This is a genomic window from Kineococcus terrestris (assembly GCF_041020755.1).
Classification (GTDB): domain Bacteria; phylum Actinomycetota; class Actinomycetes; order Actinomycetales; family Kineococcaceae; genus Kineococcus; species Kineococcus terrestris.
This window is the reverse complement of sequence record NZ_JBEUEI010000046.1, coordinates 1-24,571: the sequence shown is the minus strand read 5'-3', so window position 1 is coordinate 24,571 and position 24,571 is coordinate 1. Positions and strand designations below refer to the sequence as shown.

The following is a 24,571-nucleotide window of genomic DNA, read 5'->3' as shown; positions in this document are numbered from 1 at the left end:
GGGGGGCGGGCGGGGCGCGGGCGGGCGCGGCGGGGCGGGGGGGGCGCGGGCGGGGGCCGCCGGGGGCGGGGCCGCGCGCGCCCCCCCCCCCCCCACGGCATGGAGCCCTCGGAGCTGACCCGGCTGTGGGAGGTCTCCGACGCCGTCCTGCACGCCCTGCGCGAGGGGCTGGTCGTCGTGGACCCGGCCGGGCGCCAGCAGGTCGTCAACGACGAGGCCCGCCGGCTGCTGCCCGCCGGCCCCGGCGGCGGGGTGCGCTTCCCCGCGCCGCTGCAGCGGCTCGTGGACGGGGCCGGCGAGCCGTCCGGGCCGGGTGAGGAGCCGGTCGACGACGTGGTCGTCACCGACGACCGGGTCCTGGTGGTCAGCCGCACGGCCGCCGTCTGGGAGGGCCGCCGGGTGGGCACCGTGCTGACCCTGCGCGACCACACCGAGCTGCAGGCCCTGACCCGGGACCTGCGGGCCGTGCGGGGTCTCGCGGAGGCGCTGCGCTCGCAGGCCCACGAGGCGGCCAACCGGCTGCACGTCGTGGTCACCCTCGTCGAGCGCGGGCGCGCGGACGACGCCGTCCGCTTCGCCACGCGGGAGCTCGCGCAGGCCCAGCAGCTGACCGACCTGGTCGTCGCCGACGTCGCCGACCCCGCCCTGGCGGCCCTGCTCATCGGCAAGTCCGCCCAGGCCGCCGAGGTGGGCGTGGAGCTGGAGGTGGAGCCCGGCACGGCGCTCGGCGAGGGCGTCCTGCCCGCCCGCGACCTCGTCACCGTCGTCGGCAACCTCGTCGACAACGCCGTCGAGGCGGCGCTGGCCGCCCCGGCGCCGCGCTGGGCGCGGGTGCTGGTCACCGGCCCCCCGCACGTGCCGGGCGTCCTGGAGGTGCGGGTGACGGACTCCGGGCCGGGCTTCGGCCCCGGCGGGCTGGAGCAGGCCCTGGCGCGCGGGTGGTCGCGCAAGGAGCAGCGCCTGGCCGGCGGGGACGGGGGCGGGAGCGCCGGGCACGGGCTGGGCCTGGCGCTGGTGGGGCAGGTCGTGCGCCGGCACGGCGGGACGGTGCGGCACGAGGCGCCCGAGACCGTCGACGACGGCGGTGGCGCGGTCGTCGTCGCGCTGCCCGTCCCGCCCCGCCCGGGGGAGCCCGCGGAGGAGCCCGTCGGGCGGGCGGTGGCGCCGTGAGCGACGTGCGGGTCCTCGTCGTCGAGGACGACCCGCTGCTGGCGGCCGCGCACACCGACCTCGTCGGCGCCGTGCCCGGCTTCGCGGTCGTCGCCGCCGTCCACAGCGGCCGGGAGGCCCTGCACGCCGTGGGCCGCGGCGGCGTGGACCTGGTGCTGCTGGACATGACGCTGCCCGACGTCGACGGCCTGCAGGTCCTGCGGGCCCTGCGCGCCGCGGCCGTGCCCGCCGACGTCATCGCCGTCACCGCGGCCCGCGACCAGGAGGTGGTGCGCCGGTCGCTGTCGATGGGCGTGGTGCAGTACCTGCTCAAGCCGTTCACGGCGGCGGCGCTGGAGGAGCGGCTGCGCGCCTACGCGCGCTTCCGCGAGGAGGTGGCCCGCGCCACCGGGGAGGCGGACGGCGGCCGGCTGGACCAGACCGCCATCGACGCCGCCCTCGGCCAGCTGCGCACCGCCGCCGGCCCGGCGCGCGGCATCGCGCCCGGCACGCTGCGCGCCGTCGCCGACCACCTGCGCGCCGCGCCGGCCGGCGCGGGGCTCAGCGCCGGGGAGCTGGCGGAGCTGACGGGCCTGTCGCGCGGCAGCGCGCGCCGCTACCTGGAGCACCTGGCCGCGGCGGGCCGGGCGCGCCGGGAACCGCGCTACGGCGGCGCCGGGCGCCCCGAGCTGGCCTACCTGCCGACCGCCGCCCTCTGACCGGCCCGCTCCCCGGCGGGTGACGCAGCGGCGGCGGGGACGTCCAGGTCCTCCGGGGGCACGGGCCGGCCGAAGAACCAGCCCTGCGCCAGCGGGCAGCCCAGCCGCGACAGCAGGTCGGCCTGCTCGGTCGTCTCCACGCCCTCGGCGACCACCTGCAGCCCCAGCGTCCGCGACAGCGCCAGCAGCGCCTGCAGCATCCCCGCCCGGCGCGGCGAGGTGGTGATCTCCGCGATGAACCCGGCGTCGAGCTTGAGGTAGTCGGCGGGCAGGGTGTCCAGGCGGCTGAACGCCGACCACCCCGTCCCGAAGTCGTCGATGGCCACGGCCACCCCCAGCCGGCGCAGCTCCGCCAGGGCGCGCAGCGCGACCTCGCTGGAGGCGTCGAGCAGGCTCTCGGTCACCTCCAGGACCAGCGCGGAGGCCGGCAGCCCGCACTCGCGCAGCGTCCGCAGCACCCGGCCGGGGTAGCCGGGCGCCGTCAGCTCGCGCCCCGAGACGTTCACGGTGACCCGCAGCCCGGGGTGGTGCTCGCGCAGCTCCGCGGCGGCCGCGCACGCGTCGGCCAGGACCGCGGCGCCCAGCTCGCCGATCAGCCCGCTGGCCTCGGCGACGGGCACGAACTCCGCCGGGGACACCGGCCCGCGCACCGGGTGCGTCCAGCGCGCCAGCGCCTCCACGGCCACCAGCCGCCCCGCGGGCAGCGCCACCACGGGCTGCACGTGGGCGCGCACGTCACCGGCGGCCAGCGCCCCGCGCAGGTCGGCGACCAGCTCCGCGGACGTGCCGCCGCTGAGCCGGCACTGCCCGCGCCCGGCGGACTTGGCCGCGTACAGGGCGCTGTCGGCGCGGCGCAGCAGGTCGCCGACCTCCTCGCCCGGCTGCAGCTGCGCCACGCCGCACGACAGGCCCACCCGGGTGCTGCCGGCCACCAGCTGCTCCAGCAGCCCGCACGCCGCCGGCCCGCGCAGGCCCGGCAGCAGCACGGCGAACTCGTCGCCGCCGAAGCGCGCCAGGACCGCCTCGCGCGGCAGCGCGGCGGCGCACTCGCCGGCCAGCGCGCGCAGCAGCTCGTCGCCCGCGGCGTGCCCGAAGCGGTCGTTGACGCGCTTGAAGTGGTCCACGTCCAGCAGCGCCAGGGACAGCGGGGCGCCGGTGCGCAGCGCCTCGGGCACCGCCGCGTCCAGCGCCGCGTCGAAGCCGCGCCGGTTGGCCAGCCCCGTCAGGCTGTCCCGGCCGGCCTCGGAGGCGCGGTTGGCCAGGTGGCCGACGACGGCCGCCACCACCGACCAGGCCAGGACCGTCGTCACCACGTGTCCCCAGGCGGCGCCGCGCGACCAGAGCGTCCCTACGGCCGCGACGAGGACCAGCAGGTGCTGCGCGAGCGCCTCGCGCGGGGCGAAGAAGAAGAAGACGTCGACGGTGACGAACACGTACAGCGCCGCGGTGGCCAGGGCGGTGGCCGGCGAGGGCGCCAGCGCCGCCACGGTCGTGACCATGCCCGTGCCCACGACGACGACCACGTGGTAGCCCGTGCGCGGCAGGTGCACGCCCCAGCGCAGCAGCACCGCCCCCAGCACCGCGGCCGCGCCGCCCACCAGCAGCGTCACCCGCTGCGCCGCGCCGGCGATGTCGGTGCCCAGGGCCAGCGCCGCCGCCGCGAGCGCCCCGGCCAGCAGGAAGCAGCCCGTCGAGACGCCCATGACCCGCGGGGTCACGGACACCGAGGGGGACGGGGACGGCGGCACCCCGTCCCATCGACCGGGACGGGTGGACGGCTTGACCGTTCTAGATCCCCGTCACCCGCGCGGGTGAAGGTCACCACGGCGAGTGGCGGCGGCGCCGCTGGGTAGGGTCGAGACGTGCCTGCAGCCGAGCGCGTGACCGACCGGATCGTCCACCACGGCGAGGGGCCGTGCTGGAGCGAGCAGTGGGGAGGGTTGCGCTTCGTCGACATGCTCGCCGGCGACGTCGTCACCCTCACCGGCGACGGGGCGACCAGCCGCGCCCACGTCGGCGACGTGGCCGCGGTGGTGCGCCCGCGCACCGGCGGCGGGGCCGTGCTCGCCGTCGAGCGCGGCTTCGCGCTCGAGGACGCCGACGGCTCCCTGACCCACCTGCCGGAGCTGTGGGGCGCCGGCGAGGGGATCCGCATGAACGAGGGCGGCTGCGACCCCGACGGGCGCTTCTACACCGGCTCCATGGCCTACGACGTGGCCGAGGGCCGCGGCACGCTGTGGCGGCTGGACCCCGACGGCACCACCACCCCCGTCGTGACCGGGGTGACGATCTCCAACGGCTTCGGCTTCAGCCCCGACGGCCGCCTGGCGTACTACAACGACACCCCCACCGGGCGCACCGACGTCTTCGACTACGACCGCGACGCGGGCCTGCTGGACCGCCGCCCCTTCGTCACCGTCAACGACGACAGCGGCACGAACCGCCCCGACGGGCTGACCGTGGACGCCGAGGGCGGGGTGTGGGTGGCGCTGTTCGGCGGGTCCGCGGTGCGCCGCTACGCCCCCGACGGCACGCTCGACGAGGTCGTCGAGGTGGGCGCCCGGCAGGTGACCGCGTGCGCGTTCGGCGGCCCGGACCTCGCGGACCTCTACATCACGACCTCGCGGGAGAACCTCGCCGAGGACGACGACCCTGCCGCGGGCAGCGTCTTCCGCTACCGCCCGGGCGTGCGCGGGCTGCCCGTCCTGCCCTTCGCGGGCTGAGGCGCGGGGCCGGCGCGGCCCCTCAGGTGGTGGGGGCGTCCTGGCGCACCGGCGGCTCGGGCGCCGGGGTGCCCCCCGACGTGCGACCGGCGGCCTCGTCGCGCAGGCGCTGGGCGAACTCCTCGGCCATCGCCAGGCGCTCGCGCAGCTTCTCCACGCGGGCGTCGGCCGCCGCGCGGAAGCCGTCGAGGCGCTCGAACAGCTCCTCGCGCGGCACGGGGGACTCCACCCGCCCGTCGAGGGCGTCCAGCACCGTCAGCAGCTCGCGCATCTCGTCGAGGGAGAAGTCCAGCGGCTTCATGCGCTTGAGCACCAGCAGCCGGTAGACGTCCAGCTCCGTGTAGAGCCGGAAGCCGCCGGGGGTGCGGGCCGAGGGGGTGACCAGGCCCATCTCGTCGTAGTAGCGGATCGTGCGGAAGCTGTAGCCGACCCGTTCGGCCACCTCGCCGATCTGCATCAACCTCGCCACGCGCGCCACCCTCCGTCCGCCGCCCCCGCGCTCGCGCGCCACGGTTCGACGCCGCCGGACGGGCACCCGATGCTAGCCGCCGCGGTGGGGGGGACGGTCCCCGCGACGCGGGCGGCCCGGCGCTGGACCACCCGCGGTCGCGGTGCGGGCGCGCGCGGCGCCCGCGGGAGGGGACCGGTCAGTGGTGCCCGGCGGCCTTCGCGCGCTCGAACGAGCGGGCGATCTCCGCGTAGGCCTCCTCGCGGCCGGCCCAGTTGGCGCCCTCGACGCTCTTGCCGGGCTCGAGGTCCTTGTACGTCTCGAAGAAGTGCTGGATCTCCAGGCGGTCGAACTCGCTGACGTCCTCCAGGTCCTGCACCCCGTCCCAGCGCGGGTCGCCCGCGGGCACGGCCAGCACCTTGTCGTCGCCGCCGGCCTCGTCGCGCATGTGGAACATGCCGATGGCGCGGCAGGCGATGAGGCAGCCGGGGAACGTGGGCTCCTCCAGGATGACCAGCACGTCCAGCGGGTCGCCGTCCTCGCCCAGCGTGCCCTCGATGAACCCGTAGTCGTGCGGGTAGCGCGTGGACGTGAACAGCATCCGGTCCAGGCGGATGCGGCCGCTCTCGTGGTCGACCTCGTACTTGTTGCGCTGGCCCTTGGGGATCTCGATGGTCGCGTCGAACTCGGTCGGCTGCGTCGGCTTGACCACCTCGTCCGAGGGGTGGTCCTTCGACGTGGGTGCTGTGGTCACGCTGCTCCTCTCGCAGGGCCCCGCCTCGCGCGTGCCCTTCCGGTGCGGTGCCGCCGGGCGCCGGGGCGCGCGGCGGGCCGCGTTAGTGTCGCGCAGCAGTGTGGCGCAGCGCGCCGCCCCGTCCCCACCAGCGGTCGCGCCGCGTGCGCGCCGCGTGCGCGCGGACGTGCGCGCGGACGGGTGCGCGGGGGCCGGGACGGGGGAGCGGTGCGGGGACGGGTGGTGGCGGCCGGGGCCGCGGTGGTGCTCGCGCTGGCCGGCACCTGGGCGGGCCTGGACGTCGTCGACGCCGTGCCCGGCCCGCTGACGACGACCCCGCCGCCCACCGCGCCGCCGCTGCCCACGGCCCCCGCCGCCGACCCGGCCGCCCAGGGCCCCGCCGCGCCCGTCCTCGAGGCCGCCGCCGGCGACGCGCCCGTGCCCGACGCCGCGGTCCTGGAGGGCGTCCTGGGCCCCCTGCTGGCCGATCCCGCCCTGGGTCCGCGGGTGTCCGCCGCCGTCGCCGACGCCGCCACCGGCCAGGCGCTGCTGACCCGCGACGCCGACGCGTCCCGCGCGCCCGCCTCCACCACCAAGGTGCTCACGGCCGTCGCCGCCCTCGACGCCCTGGGCCCCGGCTCGCGCGCCACCACCCGCGTGGTGGCCGGCGCCACCGCCGACGAGGTGGTCCTCGTGGCCGGCGGGGACGTCCTGCTCGACGGCGCCGCCGGCGACCCCGCCCTCGTGGACGGGCGCGCCGGGCTGGGCGACCTCGCCGACGCGGCCGCGGCCGCGCTGCTGGCGCGCGGGCGCACCTCGGTGGCGCTGCGCCTGGACGACGGGCTGTTCACCGGCCCCGCCGTCTCGCCCGGCTGGGGTTCCGGGGACGTGGCGGCCGGGTACGTCGCCCCGATCAGCCCGCTGGCCGTGCACGAGGGCCGCCTGCGCGACGTCCCGAACCCGCCCCGCGAACCCGACCCGGCGCTGGCGGCGGCCGCCCAGCTGGCCGAGGGGCTGAGCGCGCGCGGTGTGCGGGTGGTCGGCGACGTGGCCCGCGCCGCCGCGCCGCCCGGCGCCGAGGAGCTGGCCGCCGTCGCCTCCGCCACCACCGCCGAGCAGGTCGAGCTCATGCTCGCCACCAGCGACAACACCCTCGCCGAGGTCCTGGCCCGGCGGGTGGCGCTGGCCTCCGGGCGCCCCGGCACCTTCGACGACGCCTCCGCCGCCGTCGTCGAGCGGGTCGCCGCCCTGGGCGCGGACGTCACCGGGGTGCGGCTGCAGGGCGGCAGCGGGCTGGGGCGCGAGACCCGGCTGACCGCCGCGGTCCTGCGGGACCTGCTGGTGCTGGCCGCCTCCGACGCCCCCGGCGCCGCGCACCTGCGCGCCGCCGTCACCGGCCTGGCCGTCTGCGGCGCCACCGGCACGCTGTCCCTGCGCTGCGACAGCGCGCCGGCCGCTGCGGGCGGCGGGGTCGTGCGCGCCAAGACGGGCACGCTGACGGGGGTCAGCTCGCTGGCCGGTTACGCGCAGACCGTCGACGGTCGCCTGCTGGCCTTCGCGGTGCTGGCGGACGCCGTGCCCCCCGGCGGCACCCCGGCGGCGCAGGAGGTCCTGGACCGGGTGGGCGCCGCCCTCGCCTCCTGCGGCTGCCGCTGACCGGCGCGTACCGTGCGGGCATGAGCGCACCGCCGGACAGCCCCGCCGGGCAGCGCGCCGGCGCTCCCCGCCCCGTCAGCGACTTCATCGACTTCGACCTGGCCGCGAAGCTGGCCCCCACCCTGCTGCGCCCCGGGCCGGCGGTCAGCGCCGCCGAGGCCGCCGACGTCGTCGGCGAGCTGCGCGACGCCGCCCGCGACGCCGTCGGTCCGGTCGCCGCGACCGCCCGGATGAGCGTGGAGGGCGAGGTGCCGCCGGCCCTCGTCGTCGACCGCGCCTCGTGGGCGCGCGCCAACGTCGAGGCGTTCCGCACCCTGCTGGGGCCCGTGCAGGTCGTCCCCTCCCCGCGCAGGGGCCTGGACCTGCCCGGCGCCGCGCGCGTGGCGGTGCCCGTGGACCGGGCCGCCACGGCCGTGGGCCGGCGCACCACGGGCGCCGAGCTGGGCAGCCTGCTGGCGTTCCTGTCCAGCCGCGTCCTGGGCCAGTTCGACGTCTTCAGCGGCGTCGACGACGGCGGGCCCGGGCGCCTGCTGCTGGTGGCGCCCAACGTCGTGCAGGTCGAGCGCGACCTGGACGTCGACCCGGGCGACTTCCGCCGCTGGGTGTGCCTGCACGAGGAGGCGCACCGCCTGCAGTTCGGCGCGACGCCGTGGCTGCGCCGCTTCCTGGCCGACGAGGCCCGCTCGCTGTCCGGGGACCTGCTCGGCCACCCGCGGGAGGCCTCCGAGCGGCTGGCGGCCGCGCTGCGCCAGCTGCCGGAGGTGCTGCGCGGGCCCGGCGACCAGCCGGGCACCGGCTCGGGCGTGGGGCTGGTGGACCTGCTGCAGACGCCCGCCCAGCGCGAGCGGGTCGCCCGCCTGGTCGCGGTGATGTCGCTGCTGGAGGGGCACGCCGACGTCGTCATGGACGAGGTGGGCCCGCAGGTGGTGCCGTCGGTGGCGACGATCCGGGCGCGCTTCCAGCAGCGCCGCGGCGGCAAGGGCGCGCTGGACCAGGTGGTGCGCCGCCTGCTCGGCCTGGACGCCAAGACCCGCCAGTACGCCGACGGCGCCCGCTTCGTGCGCGCCGTCGTGGCCGCGGTCGGCTGGGACGGCCTGAACGGGGTGTGGACGTCCGCGGAGCGGCTGCCCACGCCCGCCGAGGTCGCCGACCCGCGCGCCTGGGTGCGCCGCGTCCACGGTTGAGCCTCCCGGCCGGCTCGTGAGCGGGCTCGTGAGCGGGGTCCCGGACGGGCGCGCGGACGGGCGCGCGGGGGCGCGGGCGGTGGCCGCCGTGCGCCGGGCCGTGCGCGCCGACCTGGCCGCGGTGGCCCGCGAGCGCCCCGGCGCGCCCGTCCTCGTCGCGTGCAGCGGCGGGGCGGACTCCCTGGCCCTGGCGGCCGCGACGGCCGTCGAGGCGCCCCGGCTGGGCCTGGGCGCCGGGGCGGTCGTCGTCGACCACGGCCTGCAGGACGGCTCGGCGGACGTCGCGGCGCGCGCGGTGGCCGCCTGCCGGTCCCTCGGGCTGGACCCGGCGTCCGCGCGGGTGGTCGCGGTGGGCCGGGCGGGTGGTCCCGAAGGGGCGGCCCGCGCGGCCCGGTACGCCGCGCTGGAGGCCGCCCGCGAGGAGGCGGGGGCCGCGGCGGTGCTGCTCGGGCACACCCTGGACGACCAGGCCGAGACGGTGCTGCTGGGGCTGGCGCGGGGCTCGGGCGCGCGCAGCCTGGCGGGGATGGCGCCGGTGCGCGGGCACCTGCGCCGCCCGCTGCTCCAGCTGCCGCGCGCCCTCGTGCGCGCGGCCTGCGCCGCGCAGGGCCTGACCGCCTGGGAGGACCCGTGGAACACCGACCGGCGCACGGCGCGGGCACGGGTGCGCCACGACGCGCTGCCCGTCCTGGAGGAGGCGCTGGGCCCCGGGACGGCGGCGGCGCTGGCCCGCACCGCCCGGGCGCTGCGCGACGACGCCGACGCCCTCGACGAGCTGGCCCGGCGCGCCGCGGGCTGGGAGGTCACCGCCGACGGCCCGCTGCTGCAGGTCGCGGACCTGCTGGCCCAGCCGCCCGCGGTGCGCCGGCGGGTGCTGCGCGCGGCCGCGCTGGCCGCCGGCTGCCCGGCCGGCGCGCTGTCGCTGCACCACGTCGAGCAGGTCGAGCGCCTGGTGGTGGCCTGGCGGGGGCAGGGGCCCGTCCACCTGCCGGGACCGGGGGGCGGGAGCCGTGTCGAGGCCTCCCGGGCGTGTGGCAGGCTCCTCCTCGCGCGTCGCGGCCCGGCCCCGGGAGCGGGCGCGGGTCCGTCGCGGACGGGTCCCGACACCACCCCCGAGCCCCCGTAGGAGACCGCCGCGTGGACGCCGCCGACGCCGGGACCGACCTCGACCACGTCCTGCTGAGCCGGGAGCAGGTGGCCGCCCGCGTCGCCGAGCTGGCCGCCGAGCTGGACCGCGACTACGCGGACAAGGACGTCCTGCTGGTGGGCGTGCTCAAGGGCGCGGTGATGGTGATGGCCGACCTGTCGCGCGCCATGACGGTGCCGCTGGCGATGGACTTCATGGCCGTCAGCTCCTACGGCTCGGGCACCAAGTCCTCCGGGGTGGTGCGCATCCTCAAGGACCTGGACACCGACATCTCCGGCCGCCACGTCCTGGTGGTGGAGGACATCATCGACTCGGGCCTGACGCTGTCGTGGCTGCTGGCGAACCTGTCCTCGCGCGGGCCGGCCTCGGTGCGGGTGTGCGCGCTGCTGCGCAAGCCGGAGGCGGCCAAGGTGCACGTCGACGTCGCCTACGTCGGCTTCGACATCCCCAACGAGTTCGTCGTCGGCTACGGCCTGGACTACGCCGACCGCTACCGCAACCTCGACTGCGTGGCCACGCTCGCCCCGCACGTCTACAGCTGACACCGGGTCGTCCCCAGCCGGCTCCCGGCGTCCTCCCAGGCGCCGGTGGTGGGCTCGCGCCGCGGAACACCACCGCCGTCCGGACCGTTCGGCAGGTGCACCGGCGTCAGCGCCGAGCACCCGGCACGGGGCCGGGGCGTCCACCGCCCCCTCCCCGCGGCCGCCCGTGCGCGCTGTGACGCGGTGTACCGTCGAACGATGTCCGCGTGCTACTAGGAGGGACAGGGGGCGACCCCTCCACATGAACGTCAAGCGTCTCTTCAAGGGCCCGCTGCTGTGGATCGTGCTGGCCGTCGCGGTCGTCGCGGTCGGCGCGTCCTTCTTCGCCTCGGGCGGGACGACCGAGGTGTCGACCACCCGCGCCCTGGAGCTCATCCGCTCGGGCAGCGTCAGCAGCGCCGTCCTCACCGACGGCAACCAGCGGATGGACCTCACGCTCGACGAGGGCGTCACCGAGGAGGGCTCCTCCACGGTCCGCTCCTACTACGTCGAGCCGCGCGGGCAGGAGGTCGTCGACGCCCTCAACGACGCCGACGTCACCGTCACCGACGAGGTGCCGACCACGGGCGTCCTGCAGACGCTGCTGTTCACCGTCGGCCCGCTGGTCCTGCTGCTGCTGCTGTTCTGGTTCCTGCTGAGCCGGATGCAGGGCGGCGGCAACCGGGTCATGCAGTTCGGCAAGTCCAAGGCCAAGATGATGAGCAAGGACATGCCCAAGACGACGTTCGCGGACGTCGCGGGCGCCGACGAGGCCGTCGAGGAGCTCTACGAGATCAAGGAGTTCCTCACCGACGCCGGCAAGTTCAACGCCGTCGGCGCCAAGATCCCCAAGGGCGTCCTGCTGTACGGCCCGCCCGGCACCGGCAAGACCCTGCTGGCGCGCGCCGTGGCCGGCGAGGCGGGCGTGCCGTTCTACTCCATCTCCGGCTCGGACTTCGTGGAGATGTTCGTCGGCGTCGGCGCCAGCCGCGTGCGCGACCTGTTCGAGCAGGCCAAGCAGAACGCTCCCGCGATCATCTTCGTCGACGAGATCGACGCCGTCGGCCGCCACCGCGGCGCCGGCCTGGGCGGCGGTCACGACGAGCGCGAGCAGACGCTGAACCAGCTGCTCGTCGAGATGGACGGCTTCGACGTCAAGACCAACGTCATCCTCATCGCGGCCACCAACCGGCCCGACATCCTCGACCCGGCCCTGCTGCGCCCGGGCCGCTTCGACCGCCAGATCGCCGTCGAGGCCCCCGACATGGAGGGCCGGCACAAGATCCTGCAGGTGCACGGGCGGGGCAAGCCGCTCGCCCCGGACGTCGACCTGCTGGCCGTCGCCCGCCGCACCCCGGGCTTCAGCGGCGCGGACCTGGCCAACGTCCTCAACGAGGCCGCGCTGCTCACCGCGCGGGCCGACGCCAAGGTGATCGACGACCAGGCCCTCGACGAGGCCATCGACCGCGTCATGGCCGGCCCGCAGAAGCGCACCCGCCGGATGAGCGAGAAGGAGCTGAAGGTCACCGCGTACCACGAGGGCGGTCACGCCCTGGTCGCGGCGGCCCTGCCCAACACCGACCCGGTCAGCAAGGTGACGATCCTGCCGCGCGGGCGCGCCCTCGGCTACACGATGGTGCTGCCGACGGAGGACAAGTACTCCACCTCGCGCAACGAGATCCTCGACCAGCTGGCCTACGCCCTCGGCGGCCGCGTCGCGGAGGAGCTCGTCTTCCACGACCCCACCACCGGCGCCTCCAACGACATCGAGAAGGCCACCGGCCTGGCCCGCAAGATGGTCACCCAGTACGGCATGAGCGAGCGCGTCGGCGCGATCAAGCTCGGGCAGGCGCAGGGCGAGGTGTTCCTGGGCCGCGACATGGGCCACGAGCGCGACTACTCCGAGGGCGTCGCCGGCATCGTCGACGAGGAGGTGCGCCGCCTCATCGAGGCCGCGCACGACGAGGCGTGGGAGGTGCTCGTGGAGCACCGCCAGGTCCTCGACGACCTCGTGGTGGCGCTGCTGGACAAGGAGACCCTCAACCAGGCCGAGCTCGCGGAGATCTTCGCGCCGGTCGTCAAGCGCCCGCAGCGGCCCGTGTGGCTGTCCTCCGAGCGGCGCGCGGTCTCCTCGATCCCGCCGGTGACGGGCCCGCGCGAGCGGCCCGCGCTCAACGGGCACGGCGCGGGCGTGAGCCTGGGCAAGCGCGTCGCGGACGACGGGACGCACGAGCAGCCGTGAGCGACACCGGAGCGCCGGGCGTCGACGCTCCCCGCGCCGAGGCCGCGGTGCGCGAGTTCCTCCTCGCCCTGGGCGAGGACCCGGACCGCGAGGGTCTGCGGGAGACGCCGGCGCGCGTGGTGAAGGCGGCCGGTGAGCTGTTCGCCGGGATGTGGCAGGACCCCGCCGAGGTCCTGTCCACCGACTTCGGCCTGGAGCACGACGAGCTGGTCCTCGTGAAGGACATCGAGGTGCAGTCCACCTGCGAGCACCACCTGCTGCCCTTCCACGGCAGCGCGCACGTGGGCTACATCCCCGGCGAGCACGGCCGCGTGACGGGGCTGTCGAAGCTGGCGCGCATCGTCGACGTGTACGCGCGGCGGCTGCAGCTGCAGGAGCGCATCACCACGCAGGTGGCCGACGCGCTCGTGGCGCAGCTGCGCCCGCGCGGGGTGATCGTCGTGCTGGAGTGCGAGCACTCGTGCATGTCCATGCGCGGGGTGCGCAAGCCGGGCGCGCAGACGGTCACCTCCGCCGTGCGGGGGGCGCTGCGCCACCCCGCGACCCGCGCGGAGGCGATGAGCCTCATCGTCGGGCGGTGAGCGTGCCCGCCGCGCCCGGGACCGCCGCGGGCCGTCCCGGGGCCGCCGCCCTGCTGGCGCCCGGCCGCTGCCGGGTCGTGGGCGTGCTCAACACCACCCCCGACTCCTTCTCCGACGGCGGCCGCTTCCTCGACGCCGGCGCGGCCGTCGAGCGCGGGCTGGCGCTGCGCGCGGCGGGCGCGGACCTCGTCGACGTGGGCGGGGAGTCCACCCGCCCCGGCGCCGCCCGCGTGGACGCCGACGAGGAGCTGCGCCGCGTCCTGCCGGTCGTCGCCGCGCTGGCGGAGCGGGGCGTGCCCGTCAGCGTCGACACCATGCGCGCGCGGGTGGCCCGCGAGGCCGTCGAGGCGGGCGCTGTCGTCGTCAACGACGTCTCCGGCGGGCTGGCCGACCCGGAGACGCCCGCCGAGGTGGCGCGGCTGGCGGAGCGGTACGACGTGGCCTACGTCCTCTCGCACTGGCGCGGGCACTCCGACGTCATGACCTCGCGCGCCGTCTACGGCGACGTCGTCGCCGAGGTCGAGCGCGAGCTGCGCGACCGGCTGGCCGCGGTGACGGCCACCGGGCTGGACCCGCGCCGCGTCGTCCTGGACCCCGGGCTGGGCTTCGCCAAGGTCGCCGAGCACGACTGGGCGCTGCTGCGCGCGCTGCCGCGGCTGGTGGCCCTCGGGCACCCCGTGCTCGTCGGCGCCTCGCGCAAGCGGTTCCTCGGCGCCCTGCTCGCCGACGGCGGCGAGGCACCGCCGGCGCCCGAGCGCGACGACGCGACCGCCGCGGTCAGCGCGCTGGCCGCCGCGGCCGGCGCGTGGGGCGTGCGGGTGCACGAGGTGCGCGCCTCCGCCGCCGCCGTCCGCGTCGCCGCCGCCTGGACGACCCCCGCACCGGACGGGCGCGCGCCCCGGCACGCCGCCCCGCACGTCCCCCCGCACGTCGACGAGCCCGTCCACGAGACCCCCCGGAGCAGCCCGTGACCTCCCTCGACGCCGCCGGTCCCGTCCTCGACGCCCGCGGCCGGGTCCTGGACCGGGTCGTGGTGCGCGGCCTGCGCGCCGTCGGGCGGCACGGCGTCCTGGCCTTCGAGCGCGCCACCGGTCAGCCGTTCGGCCTGGACGTCGCCCTGCACCTGGACACCCGCGAGGCCGCCGCCGCCGACGACCTGGCCGCCACCGTCGACTACGGCGCGCTGGGCGAGCGGCTGACGGCGCTGCTGGCGGGGGAGCCGGTGCAGCTGGTGGAGACGCTCGCCGACCGCGCCGCGCGCACCTGCCTGGCCGCCTCCGAGCGCGTCGCGGCCGTGGACGTCGTCGTGCACAAGCCGCGCGCTCCGCTGACCGTCCCCTTCGACGACGTCGAGCTCGTCGTGCGCCGCACCCGGGACGACCTGCCGTGACACCCGCCCGACCGGGTGGGCGGGCCGCCCCGTGAGGCGCGTCGTGCTCGCGCTGGGCGCCAACACCGGGGACCGCGCCGGGACGCTGCGCTCGGCGGTCGCCGCCCTGCGCGCGCTCGACGGCCTCGTCGTCGACGCCGTCTCGCCGGTCGTGGAGACCGACCCCGTCGGCGGCCCCGAGCAGCCGGACTTCCTCAACGCCGTCGTGCTGGCCCGCACGTCGCTGGCGCCGCTGGCGCTGCTGGACGCCTGCCAGGGCGTCGAGGCCGCGCACGGGCTGGACCGCGCGGCCAAGGTGCGCTGGGGGCCGCGCCCCCTCGACGTCGACGTCGTCGACCTGGAGGGCGCGCGCGGCGTCCACGGCGGCGGCCGGCTCGTCGTCCCGCACCCGCGCGCGCACGAGCGCGCCTTCGTCCTGGCGCCGTGGGCCGCGCTGGACCCGGCCGCGCTGCTGCCCGGCCCGGGCGGCGGGCGGGCGCGCGCGGTCGCCGACCTGCTGGCCGCCGCGCCGGACCGCGCCGGTGTGCGCGCCCCGGCCGAGCCGGTGGTGCTGTCGTGAGGCCCGTGCGGCCCACCCGGCCGGGGGTCCTCGCCGCCTGCGCCGTGCTGGCCGCCGTCCTGACGTGGGCGGTCCTGCGGGTGTGGGTGGCGCGCGGCCGCGCCGAGCCGGAGCTGCTGTGGACGACGCTGCTGACGATCGCGCTGCTCGCGGTGGTGGTCGTGGCCGTCGGCTGGCCGGTGCGCCAGTGGGTGCGCGGGGAGAAGGAGCGGCGCATCGACGCGCTGCGCGCCGCGCGCACGGTGGCGCTGGCGAAGGCGGCCTCGCTGGCCGGTTCGCTGCTCGTCGGCGTGTTCGCCGGGGTGGTCGTGCACTACCTGCCGACCGCGCACATCGCCGCGCGCCGCGACCAGCTGCTCGTCGCGGTCGCCGACCTCGTGGTCTCCGGCCTGCTCGTGGCGGCCGGCCTCGTCGTCGAGCGCTCCTGCCGCGTCCCGCCGCGCGACGACGGCCCCGGCGGCCCGCCCCCCGACCCCGCCCCCTGACCCCTCATCCCCCTCCGCGGTGATCATGGAAGGGTGAACGCTCGACCATCCGTGATCACCGGGGAAGGAGCGGGGTGGGGTCAGGAGGGGTGGGCGAGGTCGGCGATCACGGGGGAGTGGTCGCTGGCGCCGCGCCAGCCCTCCGCGTCGGCCACCGGCTCCAGCCCGGCGACGAGGACGACGTCCACCCGCGCCGCGCCCGGGCCCGGGCCGCGGGTCAGCTGCGGGCGGTCGCCGACCGCCCGGTGCACGTCGACGAGGCCGCCGCCGGTCAGCACGCGCAGGGGCTGGTTGAGGTCGCTGGAGTTCAGGTCGCCGCCGAGCACCACGGCCCGCCCGGCGGCCCGGCGCTCGCGGACCACCTCCACGAGCCGCTGCGCCTCCGCCACCCGCGTGCGGGCCGCGGCCGCCGTCCCGCCCGCGGGGTTGCGCTCGACCTGTTCGCCCGCGCACGTCAGGCACGGCGAGGCCAGGTGCAGCGAGACGACGTCGACCTCGCGCCCGCCCACCGCGACCGTCACGACCTCCGCGGGCCGCGCGCCCGCCGGCAGGCCGTCGACGGGGACGACACCCGTCAGCGGGGTGCGCGACCACACCGCCGAGGCGTCGCTCCACTCGTCGCCGGACAGCCGGCCCAGCCGGCGGTGCGGGTACTCGGGGAACTCCCCGGCCAGCTCGCGCGCCGTGCGGGTCGTCACCTCCTGCAGCAGCACGACGTCCGGCTCCCAGGTGGCCAGCAGCGCCCGCAGGCCCTCCACGCCGCGCGGGCCGCTGGTGTTGTAGACGGCCACCCGCAGGTCGTGCTCACCGCCGCCGCGCCACGGCACGGCGTAGGGCCCGAGCAGCCAGGCCGCCGCCACCGCCGGTGTCAGGACGGCGGCCGCCGCGCGCCGCCCGCGCAGCACGAGCGCGGCCAGCAGCAGGACGGGCGCGGGCAGCAGCCACCAGAAGGCGCTGAGGGCGACGGCGTAGCTGACGGCCGTGCGGTCGCCCAGCGCGGCGACCAGCACCAGCGCGGCCGTCGCGGCGACGCCGTAGGCGGTGACGAGCGCGCGCAGCGGTGAGCGCCGGGGCGCGGGGCGGGAGAGGACGGGAGGGGCGGTCGCGGCGGCGGCCGTCGGGTGCACGCGGCCATCCTCGCCCACGGGCGCGGCGCGCGCGGCCCGCTCGGGCGTCCCGCCACCGGCTCCCGCGCGTCCGGGCCGGCCCGCCCCGTGTCTGGCAGGCTGGCCGGGTGAGCGTGCCGGGCCTGGAACCCTTCGCCCCCGAGGGCGTGCAGTGGCGCCGGGTGTCCCCGCGCCTGGCGACGGTGCAGCGCATCGCGCTGCTCGCGTGGCTGCTGCCGATCGCCCTCGTCGCCCTCGTCCTGGCCGCGCTGCTGACGTGGTGGGTCGCGACGGCCGCGGTCCTCGCGCTGGCGCTGGCGGCGTGGGGCTGGTGGGTGGTGGGCCGTCAGGTGCCGGCGTGGGGGTACGCCGAGCGCGACGACGACCTGCTCGTCACGCACGGGGTCCTGTTCAAGTCGATCGTCGTCGTGCCCTACGGGCGGCTGCAGTTCGTCGACGTGCAGGCCGGTCCGCTGGACCGCCGCTTCGGCATCGCGCGGGTGCAGCTGCACACCGCCTCCCCGTCCACGGACGCCGCCGTGCCCGGCCTGCCGCCGGAGGAGGCGGCGCGGCTGCGCGACCGGCTCGCGGCCCGCGGCGAGGCGCGCCTGGCGGGCCTGTGAGCGGCGACGGCGCCCCCACCCCGCCCGGCCCCGCGCCCGGCCCCGCGCCCGGCACCGCGCCCGGCACCGCGGACGAGCCCGTGGGCGAGGGTGCGGTGCCCGCGGCCGCGGCGGTCGACCCGGCGGTCACCGAGCACCTGGACGAGCCCACCCGCGCGGTGCTGGCCGACCCGGGCTGGCGGCGCCTGCACCCGGTGACCCCGGTGCTGCGGGCGTGGAAGGTCATCGCGGTGGCGCTGGCCTTCCTCGTGGGCAACAACCTCGACGAGCTCGCGCGGATCGACGTGCCCGCGTGGGTGCTGCTCGGCTCGCTGCTGGGCGCTCTGCTGGTCCTGGCGCTCGTCGGCGCGGTCTTCAGCTGGCTGTCCTGGCGCAAGATGCGCTACCGCCTCGACGCGGAGGCCGTCCACCTGGAGTCGGGCATCCTGTGGCGCCAGCAGCGCCGCGCCCAGCTGGACCGGCTGCAGGCCGTGGACGTGGTCCGCCCGCTGCTGGGCCGCCTGTTCGGGCTGGCGGAGCTGCGCCTGGAGGTCGCGGGCGGCGCGGGCAGCAAGGTGTCGCTGGCGTACCTGCGCGAGGAGGAGGCGCAGCGGGTGCGCAACGCCCTGCTGGCCGCGGCCGCCGGGGTGCGGCTGGAGGCCGCGGGCGGCGAGGTGCGCGCCGACGAGGCGCCGCAGCGGGAGGTCGCCGAGGTGACGCCCGGCCGGGTGATCGCCTCGACGCTGCTGTCCGGGGCGACGATCGCGGGGCTGCTGGTCCTGGCGGGTGTCGGGGTGGCGGCGGTGTGGACGCGCAGCCCGGCGCCCCTGCTGGGCGCGGCCCCGGCGCTGCTGGGGCTGCTGTCCGCGTCCTGGCAGCGCTTCAGCCGCTCGTTCGGCTTCACGGTCGCCGACTCCCCGGACGGCCTGCGGCTGCGGCACGGGCTGCTGGAGCAGCGCTCGCAGACGGTGCCGCCGGGCCGCGTCCAGGCCGTGCGGATCTCCCAGCCGCTGCTGTGGCGGCCCAAGGACTGGTGGCGCGTCGACGTCAACGTCGCCGGCTACGGGCAGGGCGGCGACGCCGGCGAGCAGTCCACGGTGCTGCTGCCGGTGGGCACCCGGGAGGAGCTGGCCCGGGTGGTGGCCGTGGTGGTGCCGGGTCTGGGCACGCCGGAGGAGTCGCCGTTCGACGTCGTCAGCCGCGGGCTGGTCTCCACCGGGGACGACGGCGGGTTCGTCCCCGCGCCGCGGCGGGCGCGCTGGCTGGACCCGGTGGCGTGGCGCCGGCACGGCTTCCGGGCCACCGAGCACGCCTTCCTGGCGCGCAGCGGGCGGGTGCTGCGGCAGCTGGACGTCGTCCCGCACGCGCGCACGCAGAGCCTGGGCGCCGCGCAGGGCCCGCTGCAGCGGCGCCTGGGGCTGGCCAGCGTGGTGCTGCACTCCACGCCGGGCAAGGTCGCCCCGCGGGTGGACCACCTGGACTCGGCGACCGCGGCCCGGCTGCTGGCCGAGCAGGCGGTGCGGGCGCGCGCCGCGCGCGCGGCCGCCGGCCCGGAGCGCTGGATGACGCGGCCCGCCGATCAGCCGCCCGCCGAGCAGCCGTCCGCGGAGCGACCGCTCGCGGACCAGCCGCCCGCCGGGGAGCCGCCCGCCGGGCACCCCGGCGAGGGCCCCGCGGGCGTCAGCGCGGACCGGAGCTGAAGCGCCGGCGGACCTGCCCGACCACCGCGTCGACCTTCTGGCGCGTCGCCGGGTCCTTGGCGGCGGCCTGCAGCCGCCGCGTCGCCTCGCTCGTCGCCCGCCGCCCCTGCGGGGTCGCCAGGAACGCCGAGATCTTGCCCACCAGACCGGCCACGCCGTCCTCCTCCTGATCGTCGCGCGGACCCGGTGCGGTCCGCGCAGGGGACAACCGTGCGGCGGCCCGGCGGGTTCCGCACCCGCGGCGGCCGCGCGTCAGTCCCGGCGCAGCACGAGGGCGACGTCGGTGACGGTGAAGAGGAACTGCCCAGCCCGGGCGGTGCGGCGCAGCCCCTCGACCCAGCCGGCGGCCACCGGTGCCAGGTCGGGGTCGTCGCCGGCGGCGGCCAGGACCGCGGTGGCGACCTTCCAGGCCACCGACCCCTCGTCGAAGCGGCGGTGCGGGTCGGCCCAGGAGTGCACGGACTCCACGGTGAACGGGCTGCGCGCGGCGTGGCGCAGGAGCTTGCGGCCGGCGAAGCCGTCGACCTCGGCGCCCGCGGCGGGCGCGGCCGCGACGAACCGGTCGAGCAGCCGGCGGGTGAGCTGGTCGTCCTCGCTGGTGAACAGCGCGGTGTCCCAGTCGGAGTGGGCCAGGACGGCCCGCCCGCCGGGGCGCAGGACGCGGTGCAGCTCGCGCAGGTGGGCGTCGACGTCGTCGAGGTGCTCGACGGCGTTGACGGAGGCGGCCACGTCCGCGGTGCCGTCCTCCAGCGGCAGGGCCGTCAGGGAGGAGATGTGGGCGCGCACGCGCGGGTCGAGCAGCAGGTCGTCGTCGAGGACGGAGCCGACGTCGACGGCGTGGACCGTGCCCGCGCCGGCCGCCAGCAGGGCCCGGGTGGTGCGGCCCGAGCCGCACGCGAGGTCCACGGCGACCGCGCCCGCGGCCGGGCCGGCGAGCGAGGCCACGTTCTCGAACCGTCCCACGCCCGCACTGTAGGCGGCCGGGGCGCGGTCGCCCCCGCCGCCCGATCGTCACCCGATCGCCGCGCGGCGATCGGGTCGCGGGCGCGGCGCCGTCTCAGCGTCGTCTCAGCGGGGACGGCCCGCGCACGCCCGTCTCGTCACGCCGGGTCGACGCTGTCCTCGCGGTGCGTGGTCGTGGTGCTCCTGACGGGTCGATGTGACCGGATCGACCACTCTCACGCCACGTCATGGTGTCCACGACTCGCCTACGATTTCGAGTGCCGCCCCGCGAGGACGGCGGTGCCGGGGGGCGCCGCCGGCGGAGGCGCGACGACGTTCGACGACGGGGGGGTCCCCGTCCTGAGGGGGAGGCGAGCCGCGCAGTGGTGGACACGACGCGACAGCAGGTACCGGCGACGGGCGGGCAGCCGCCGCGGCCGCGCTCGCACCGGCGGCGCTGGTTCCTCGGCGCCGGGCTGGGCGGCGCGGCCCTCCTCGGCGGCGGTGCCTGGTGGCTGGCCTCCGACGACGACGAGCCGCAGCGCACGCAGCCGCGGCCGTGGACCCCGCGCCCGCACGTGCCCGCCGCGCAGCTGGACACCAAGTGGGTCGGGGTGCAGACGCACACGGTCTCGGTGGCCGACGACTTCGAGGACTGGCTGGGCCGGCCGCTGGACTGCGTCGTCGTCTTCGGCTCGGAGACGGACTGGAACGCCATCACGGGGCCGTGGTTCGCGATCGACGCCCCGCGCGGGCAGGACTGGGCCGGCTGGGTGGCCGACGACCCCGACGAGCACACGCTGGTGATCTCCACGGCGATGGTGCCGAAGGACCCGCCGTCGGACTGGCGGGCGCGCGGCGCGGCCGGCGAGTACGACGACTACTGGCGCACCTTCGGCCGCAACCTCGTCGACGTCGGGCTGGGCGGCTCGATCGTCCGGCTGGGCTGGGAGATGAACGGCACCTGGTACGAGACGCACTACATCGGCGAGGACGAGGAGCAGCGCGAGGACTGGAAGGAGTACTTCCGCCGCGCCGTGATGGCGATGGAGGTCGACGGCTCGGACTTCGAGATCGACTTCAACATCGCCGAGGGCCCGCAGAACTCCGTCGGCATCGAGGACATGTACCCCGGGGACGACTGGGTCGACATCATCGGCGTGGACGTCTACGACTCCTACATCGCCCCGATCGACCCGGGTGCCCGCTGGCAGGCCAAGGGCGAGAAGGTCAACAGCGTCCAGCACGTCGCCGACTTCGCGGCCTCGGTGGACAAGCCGATCAGCTTCCCCGAGTGGGCGATGGTCGCCGAGGGCGACACCCAGGGCGGCGGCGACAGCCCCGCCTTCATCGACCAGATGGCCGACGTGGTGGCCTCCGAGCGGGTGCGCTACCAGGCGTACTTCAACGTCCCCGAGGGTGGCGTCGGCATGACGCTGGACGACGCCCCGGAGGGGTCGGCCGTCTTCCGGGAGCGCTTCGGCCCCTCGGGTGACGCCGCCCCGGACCGGGCCTGAGCGGCGGTCGCGTCCAGTAGTCTCACCGGCGCGGAGCGCGCCGGCGCAGTCCTGTCGTGCCCCGGCGCGGCGGTGACGTGCCGCGGGGGGCGGCACGAGGGGGGAACGACGTGGGACGCCTGAGCAGGCTGCGCAGCGCGGGCATGACGCGCGGCGTGTGGAACATCGCCGACCAGATGATCGCGAGCGCGAACAACTTCCTCGTCCAGATCATCATCGCCCGCTCGGTGAGCGAGGACGACTTCGGCTCCTTCGCCATCGTCTTCGCGATCTTCAGCGTGCTGACGGGCTTCTTCCGGGCGGTGGCCACCCAGCCGGTGGCGATGCGCTTCGCGGGCGCCGGCGACGACGAGTTCCGCCGGGCCAGCGGCGCCGCGGTGGGGCTCGTCTTCACCGGCAGCCTGCTGCTGGGCGCGGGCCTGGTGGTCGCCGGGCTGCTGGGGCCGTTCCCGACGGTCCTGGGGCAGTCGCTGGTGGCCCTGGGCATCGTCCTGCCGGGCCTGATGATGCAGGACGCGTGGCGGCAGGTGCTGTTCGCGCGGCTGCGGCCGGCCGCGGCCTGCCTGCTGGACGCCACGTGGGGCGTGCTGCAGCTGGCCGCCGTGGCCGTCCTGGTCCTCTCGGACGTCGGCTCGGTGTTCGCCTTCACGCTGGCCTGGGGCGGGGCCGCCGTGGCCGCCTCGTTCGTGGGCCTGGCACAGGTGCGCACCCGCCCGAAGCTGACCCGGGCGCTGCCGTGGGTGCGCGAGCAGTCCTCGCTGACGCGCTACCTCGTGCCGGAGTTCGTGCTCCAGCAGTCGGGGGTGCAGATCGCGATCGTCATCGTCGCGGCCGTGGCCGGCCTGGCCGCGGCGGGCGGGCTGCGCGGGGCGAACATGCTCACCGTCCCGGCGACCATCGTGTCGGCGGGGCTGCTGTCGTTCGCGGTGCCGGAGCTGGTGCGCCGGCGCGAGCGCATGACGAACCGCACGTGGACGCTGGCGGCGCTCGGCGTCTCGGGGATGGTCTCGCTCGTCTCGGTGGTGTGGGGGTCGCTGTTCCTCGTGCTGCCCGACGCCGTGGGCGAGGCGCTGCTGGCGGAGACCTGGTCGGGCACCCGCGAGGTGCTGGTGCCGATCATCGTCGGCCAGGTCGGCGCGGCCCTGTCGGTGGGCCCGGCGGCGCTGCTGTACGCCAACGAGGGCGCGCGGATCACGATGCGCCTGCACGCCGTCTACACCGTGGCGCTCATCGGGCTCTCGACGGCGGGCGCGGTCCTGTTCGGGGCCGTGGGCACCGCGTGGGGCATGGCGGCCGCGTTCTGGATCGTCGTCCCGTGGTGGTTCCTGCTGACCCGCCGGCACGTGCGCCGCACGCCCGACGGGACCGAGGCGACGTCACCGGCGCCGGTCGGCTGACGCGCCGCCGGCGGCGGCCGGCCCGCGGAGCGGCGCGGCTCACGTACCGTCGTCCCGCCCCGCCGCACGTCACGTCCAGGAGGTCCCCGCCGTGAGCACGAGCCCCGCCGCGCCCGAGGCGGCCGACGCCGCCGACGTCGAGCGCGAGGCCGCCCGCCGTCGCACGACGGCCGTCATCAGCCACCCCGACGCCGGCAAGTCGACGCTCACCGAGGCGCTGGCCCTGCACGCGCACGCCCTGCGCCAGGCCGGTCACGTCCACGGCAAGGGCGGGCGCGCGGGCGTCGTCACCGACTGGCAGGACATGGAGAAGAGCCGCGGCATCTCCATCAGCTCCGCGGTGCTGCAGCTGCACCACCGCGGGCACGTCGTCAACGTCGTGGACACCCCCGGGCACGCCGACTTCTCCGAGGACACCTACCGCGCGCTGACGGCCGTGGACGCGGTCGTCATGCTCGTCGATGCGGCCCGCGGCATGGAGGCGCAGACCCGCAAGCTGTTCGGCGTCTGCCGCCACCGCGGCCTGCCCGTCATCACGGTCGTCAACAAGTGGGACCGCCCGGGCCGGGAGGCGCTGGAGCTGCTCGACGAGGTCGAGGAGGTGACGGGCATGCGCCCCACCCCGCTCACCTGGCCCGTCGGTGTCGCCGGGGACTTCCGCGGGCTGCTGGAGCGGGCCACGGGGGAGTACGTCCGCTACACGCGCGCCCCGGGCGGCGCGACGCTCGCCGAGGAGCACCGCTTCGGCGCGGACCGGGCCGCCGAGGCCGAGCCGGACGCGTGGCCGCGGGCGCTGGAGGAGCACGAGCTGCTGCGCGAGATCGGCGCCGACCACGACGAGGCGGAGTTCCTCGCCGGCCGCTCGACCCCGGTGCTGTTCACGGCAGCCGTGGCGAACATCGGCGTGGCCCAGGTCCTCGACGCCCTCGTGGACGTCGCCCCCGCCCCGCACCGCCACGCGACCGCGGACGGGGGAGCGGTGGAGGTCGGCGACCGCTTCACCGCCCAGGTGTTCAAGACGCAGACCGGGATGAACCCCGCCCACCGCGACCGCCTGGCCTTCGCGCGCGTCCGCTCGGGGCGCTTCCGGCGCGGGATGACGGTCACGGACGCCCGCACCGGGCGCCCCCTGGTGCTCAAGCACGTGCAGACGGTGTTCGGCGCCGACCGGCAGACCGTCGACGACGCCTGGCCGGGCGACGTCATCGGGCTCGTCAACGCCAAGCACGTGCGGGTGGGCGACACCCTGCACGACGGCTCGGCCGTCTCCTTCCCGCCGCTGCCGGTGTTCGCGCCCGAGCGCTTCAGCGTCGTGCGTCCCCTGGACCTCGCGCAGGGCAAGCAGTTCCGCCAGGGGCTGGCGGAGCTGGACAGCGAGGGCGTCGTCCGGCTGCTCACGTCCACCCGCCGCGGCGAGGGGGAGCCGGTGCTCGCGGCCGTCGGGGACCTGCAGTTCGACGTGGTCCGGCACCGCATGGAGCACGAGTTCCGCTCGCCCGTCGTGCTCGACGAGCTGCCGTACTCGGTCGCCCGCGTCGTGGACGCCGAGGCCGAGCAGCTGCTGCGCGCCGACCGCGCCGCGGAGGTGGCGGCGGCCCGGGACGGCACGCTCTTCGCCCTGTTCAGCGACGTGTGGCGGGTGCGGGCCTTCGCCCGGGCGCACCCGGAGGTGCGCCTGGACGAGCTCGTCGCGACGGGCTGACCCGCCCCGCCGCCTGCCGGGGGGGCGGCCGGGGGCCCCGGGGCCCCGCCGGGCGCGCCCGTAGGGGG

General features: G+C 77.5%; 24 protein-coding genes. 18 read left to right on the top strand and 6 right to left on the bottom strand.

Annotated features, from left to right (window positions below):
- Window positions 1-99: 99 nt before the first annotated feature.
- Entirely contained in the window at window positions 100-1,170 is a 1,071-nt protein-coding gene (locus AB8M62_RS18680; RefSeq protein WP_369055022.1) for a sensor histidine kinase, read from the top strand.
- On the top strand, window positions 1,167-1,868 hold the full coding sequence (locus tag AB8M62_RS18675; protein ID WP_369055020.1) for a response regulator: 702 nt from the start codon (window positions 1,167-1,169) through the stop codon (window positions 1,866-1,868). The genes AB8M62_RS18680 and AB8M62_RS18675 overlap by 4 nt, the downstream gene beginning before the upstream one ends.
- Here AB8M62_RS18675 and AB8M62_RS18670 read toward each other — a convergent pair.
- On the bottom strand, window positions 1,844-3,571 hold the full coding sequence (locus AB8M62_RS18670; RefSeq protein ID WP_369070532.1) for a putative bifunctional diguanylate cyclase/phosphodiesterase: 1,728 nt from the start codon (window positions 3,569-3,571) through the stop codon (window positions 1,844-1,846). The two genes, AB8M62_RS18675 and AB8M62_RS18670, sit on opposite strands and share 25 nt — an antisense overlap.
- Window positions 3,572-3,730: 159 nt before the next feature.
- Between AB8M62_RS18670 and AB8M62_RS18665 the strand changes: the two genes are divergently transcribed.
- Window positions 3,731-4,591 (top strand): SMP-30/gluconolactonase/LRE family protein, encoded by an 861-nt coding sequence (locus tag AB8M62_RS18665; RefSeq protein ID WP_369070531.1) that lies wholly within the window; start codon window positions 3,731-3,733, stop codon window positions 4,589-4,591.
- Window positions 4,592-4,613: 22 nt separating this feature from the next.
- Here the strand turns inward: AB8M62_RS18665 and AB8M62_RS18660 are convergent, their stop codons facing one another.
- Both AB8M62_RS18660 and AB8M62_RS18655 read right to left on the bottom strand, forming a co-directional pair.
- Entirely contained in the window at window positions 4,614-5,048 is a 435-nt protein-coding gene (locus tag AB8M62_RS18660; RefSeq protein WP_369055046.1) for a MerR family transcriptional regulator, read from the bottom strand.
- A 190-nt stretch (window positions 5,049-5,238) separates the two neighbouring features.
- On the bottom strand, window positions 5,239-5,751 hold the full coding sequence (locus AB8M62_RS18655) for an inorganic diphosphatase (protein WP_369055044.1): 513 nt from the start codon (window positions 5,749-5,751) through the stop codon (window positions 5,239-5,241).
- 249 nt (window positions 5,752-6,000) lie between these two features.
- Here AB8M62_RS18655 and dacB point away from each other — a divergent pair, with 249 nt between their 5' ends.
- The 10 genes from dacB (at window position 6,001) to AB8M62_RS18605 (ending at window position 15,537) form a co-directional block, all read left to right on the top strand.
- The gene (gene dacB / locus AB8M62_RS18650; protein WP_369070530.1) at window positions 6,001-7,428 is read left to right on the top strand and encodes a D-alanyl-D-alanine carboxypeptidase/D-alanyl-D-alanine endopeptidase; all 1,428 of its coding nucleotides are present in this window, start codon (window positions 6,001-6,003) and stop codon (window positions 7,426-7,428) included.
- Window positions 7,429-7,448: 20 nt separating this feature from the next.
- Entirely contained in the window at window positions 7,449-8,612 is a 1,164-nt protein-coding gene (locus tag AB8M62_RS18645; RefSeq protein ID WP_369070529.1) for an Rv3626c family coenzyme F420 biosynthesis-associated protein, read from the top strand.
- A gap of 28 nt (window positions 8,613-8,640) precedes the next feature.
- Entirely contained in the window at window positions 8,641-9,738 is a 1,098-nt protein-coding gene (gene tilS, locus AB8M62_RS18640; RefSeq protein WP_369070528.1) for a tRNA lysidine(34) synthetase TilS, read from the top strand.
- An 11-nt stretch (window positions 9,739-9,749) separates the two neighbouring features.
- On the top strand, window positions 9,750-10,301 hold the full coding sequence (gene hpt, locus AB8M62_RS18635) for a hypoxanthine phosphoribosyltransferase (protein ID WP_369055009.1): 552 nt from the start codon (window positions 9,750-9,752) through the stop codon (window positions 10,299-10,301).
- A gap of 241 nt (window positions 10,302-10,542) precedes the next feature.
- Entirely contained in the window at window positions 10,543-12,522 is a 1,980-nt protein-coding gene (gene ftsH, locus AB8M62_RS18630) for an ATP-dependent zinc metalloprotease FtsH (RefSeq protein ID WP_369055007.1), read from the top strand.
- Window positions 12,519-13,103: a GTP cyclohydrolase I FolE gene (gene folE, locus AB8M62_RS18625; RefSeq protein ID WP_369055005.1), complete on the top strand. Its 585-nt coding sequence runs from the start codon at window positions 12,519-12,521 to the stop codon at window positions 13,101-13,103. Before ftsH ends, folE begins: the two co-directional genes overlap by 4 nt.
- On the top strand, window positions 13,100-14,074 hold the full coding sequence (gene folP / locus AB8M62_RS18620) for a dihydropteroate synthase (RefSeq protein ID WP_373695003.1): 975 nt from the start codon (window positions 13,100-13,102) through the stop codon (window positions 14,072-14,074). The genes folE and folP overlap by 4 nt, the downstream gene beginning before the upstream one ends.
- Entirely contained in the window at window positions 14,071-14,493 is a 423-nt protein-coding gene (folB, locus tag AB8M62_RS18615) for a dihydroneopterin aldolase (RefSeq protein ID WP_369055004.1), read from the top strand. Before folP ends, folB begins: the two co-directional genes overlap by 4 nt.
- Window positions 14,494-14,524: 31 nt before the next feature.
- On the top strand, window positions 14,525-15,052 hold the full coding sequence (gene folK, locus AB8M62_RS18610) for a 2-amino-4-hydroxy-6-hydroxymethyldihydropteridine diphosphokinase (RefSeq protein WP_369070527.1): 528 nt from the start codon (window positions 14,525-14,527) through the stop codon (window positions 15,050-15,052).
- 5 nt (window positions 15,053-15,057) lie between these two features.
- Window positions 15,058-15,537 carry a DUF3180 domain-containing protein gene (locus tag AB8M62_RS18605; RefSeq protein WP_369055001.1) on the top strand — a complete coding sequence of 160 codons (480 nt, stop codon included), beginning with the start codon at window positions 15,058-15,060 and terminating at the stop codon, window positions 15,535-15,537.
- 80 nt (window positions 15,538-15,617) lie between these two features.
- Here the strand turns inward: AB8M62_RS18605 and AB8M62_RS18600 are convergent, their stop codons facing one another.
- On the bottom strand, window positions 15,618-16,664 hold the full coding sequence (locus AB8M62_RS18600; RefSeq protein WP_369070526.1) for an endonuclease/exonuclease/phosphatase family protein: 1,047 nt from the start codon (window positions 16,662-16,664) through the stop codon (window positions 15,618-15,620).
- Between the two features lie 107 nt (window positions 16,665-16,771).
- On the opposite strand from AB8M62_RS18600, the gene AB8M62_RS18595 reads away from it, so the two are divergent.
- Together AB8M62_RS18595 and AB8M62_RS18590 are read left to right on the top strand one after the other, a co-directional pair.
- Window positions 16,772-17,266 carry a PH domain-containing protein gene (locus tag AB8M62_RS18595; protein ID WP_369054999.1) on the top strand — a complete coding sequence of 165 codons (495 nt, stop codon included), beginning with the start codon at window positions 16,772-16,774 and terminating at the stop codon, window positions 17,264-17,266.
- A complete protein-coding gene (locus tag AB8M62_RS18590; RefSeq protein ID WP_369070525.1) occupies window positions 17,263-18,945 on the top strand; it encodes a PH domain-containing protein in 1,683 nt (560 codons plus the stop codon). Before AB8M62_RS18595 ends, AB8M62_RS18590 begins: the two co-directional genes overlap by 4 nt.
- Here the strand turns inward: AB8M62_RS18590 and AB8M62_RS18585 are convergent.
- Window positions 18,926-19,099, bottom strand: coding sequence for a hypothetical protein (locus AB8M62_RS18585; RefSeq protein WP_369054997.1), 174 nt, complete (start codon window positions 19,097-19,099; stop codon window positions 18,926-18,928). The genes AB8M62_RS18590 and AB8M62_RS18585 overlap by 20 nt on opposite strands.
- Window positions 19,100-19,197: 98 nt before the next feature.
- Entirely contained in the window at window positions 19,198-19,908 is a 711-nt protein-coding gene (locus tag AB8M62_RS18580; RefSeq protein WP_369054996.1) for a methyltransferase domain-containing protein, read from the bottom strand.
- A gap of 365 nt (window positions 19,909-20,273) precedes the next feature.
- On the opposite strand from AB8M62_RS18580, the gene AB8M62_RS18575 reads away from it, so the two are divergent.
- The 3 genes from AB8M62_RS18575 (at window position 20,274) to AB8M62_RS18565 (ending at window position 24,503) form a co-directional block, all read left to right on the top strand.
- On the top strand, window positions 20,274-21,404 hold the full coding sequence (locus AB8M62_RS18575; protein ID WP_369070524.1) for a glycosyl hydrolase: 1,131 nt from the start codon (window positions 20,274-20,276) through the stop codon (window positions 21,402-21,404).
- Window positions 21,405-21,514: 110 nt separating this feature from the next.
- Window positions 21,515-22,801, top strand: a complete 1,287-nt coding sequence (locus AB8M62_RS18570; RefSeq protein ID WP_369070523.1) for an MATE family efflux transporter — start codon at window positions 21,515-21,517, stop codon at window positions 22,799-22,801.
- Between the two features lie 91 nt (window positions 22,802-22,892).
- Complete coding sequence (locus AB8M62_RS18565) at window positions 22,893-24,503, top strand: peptide chain release factor 3 (protein WP_369070522.1); 1,611 nt, start codon at window positions 22,893-22,895, stop codon at window positions 24,501-24,503.
- Window positions 24,504-24,571: the final 68 nt, after the last annotated feature.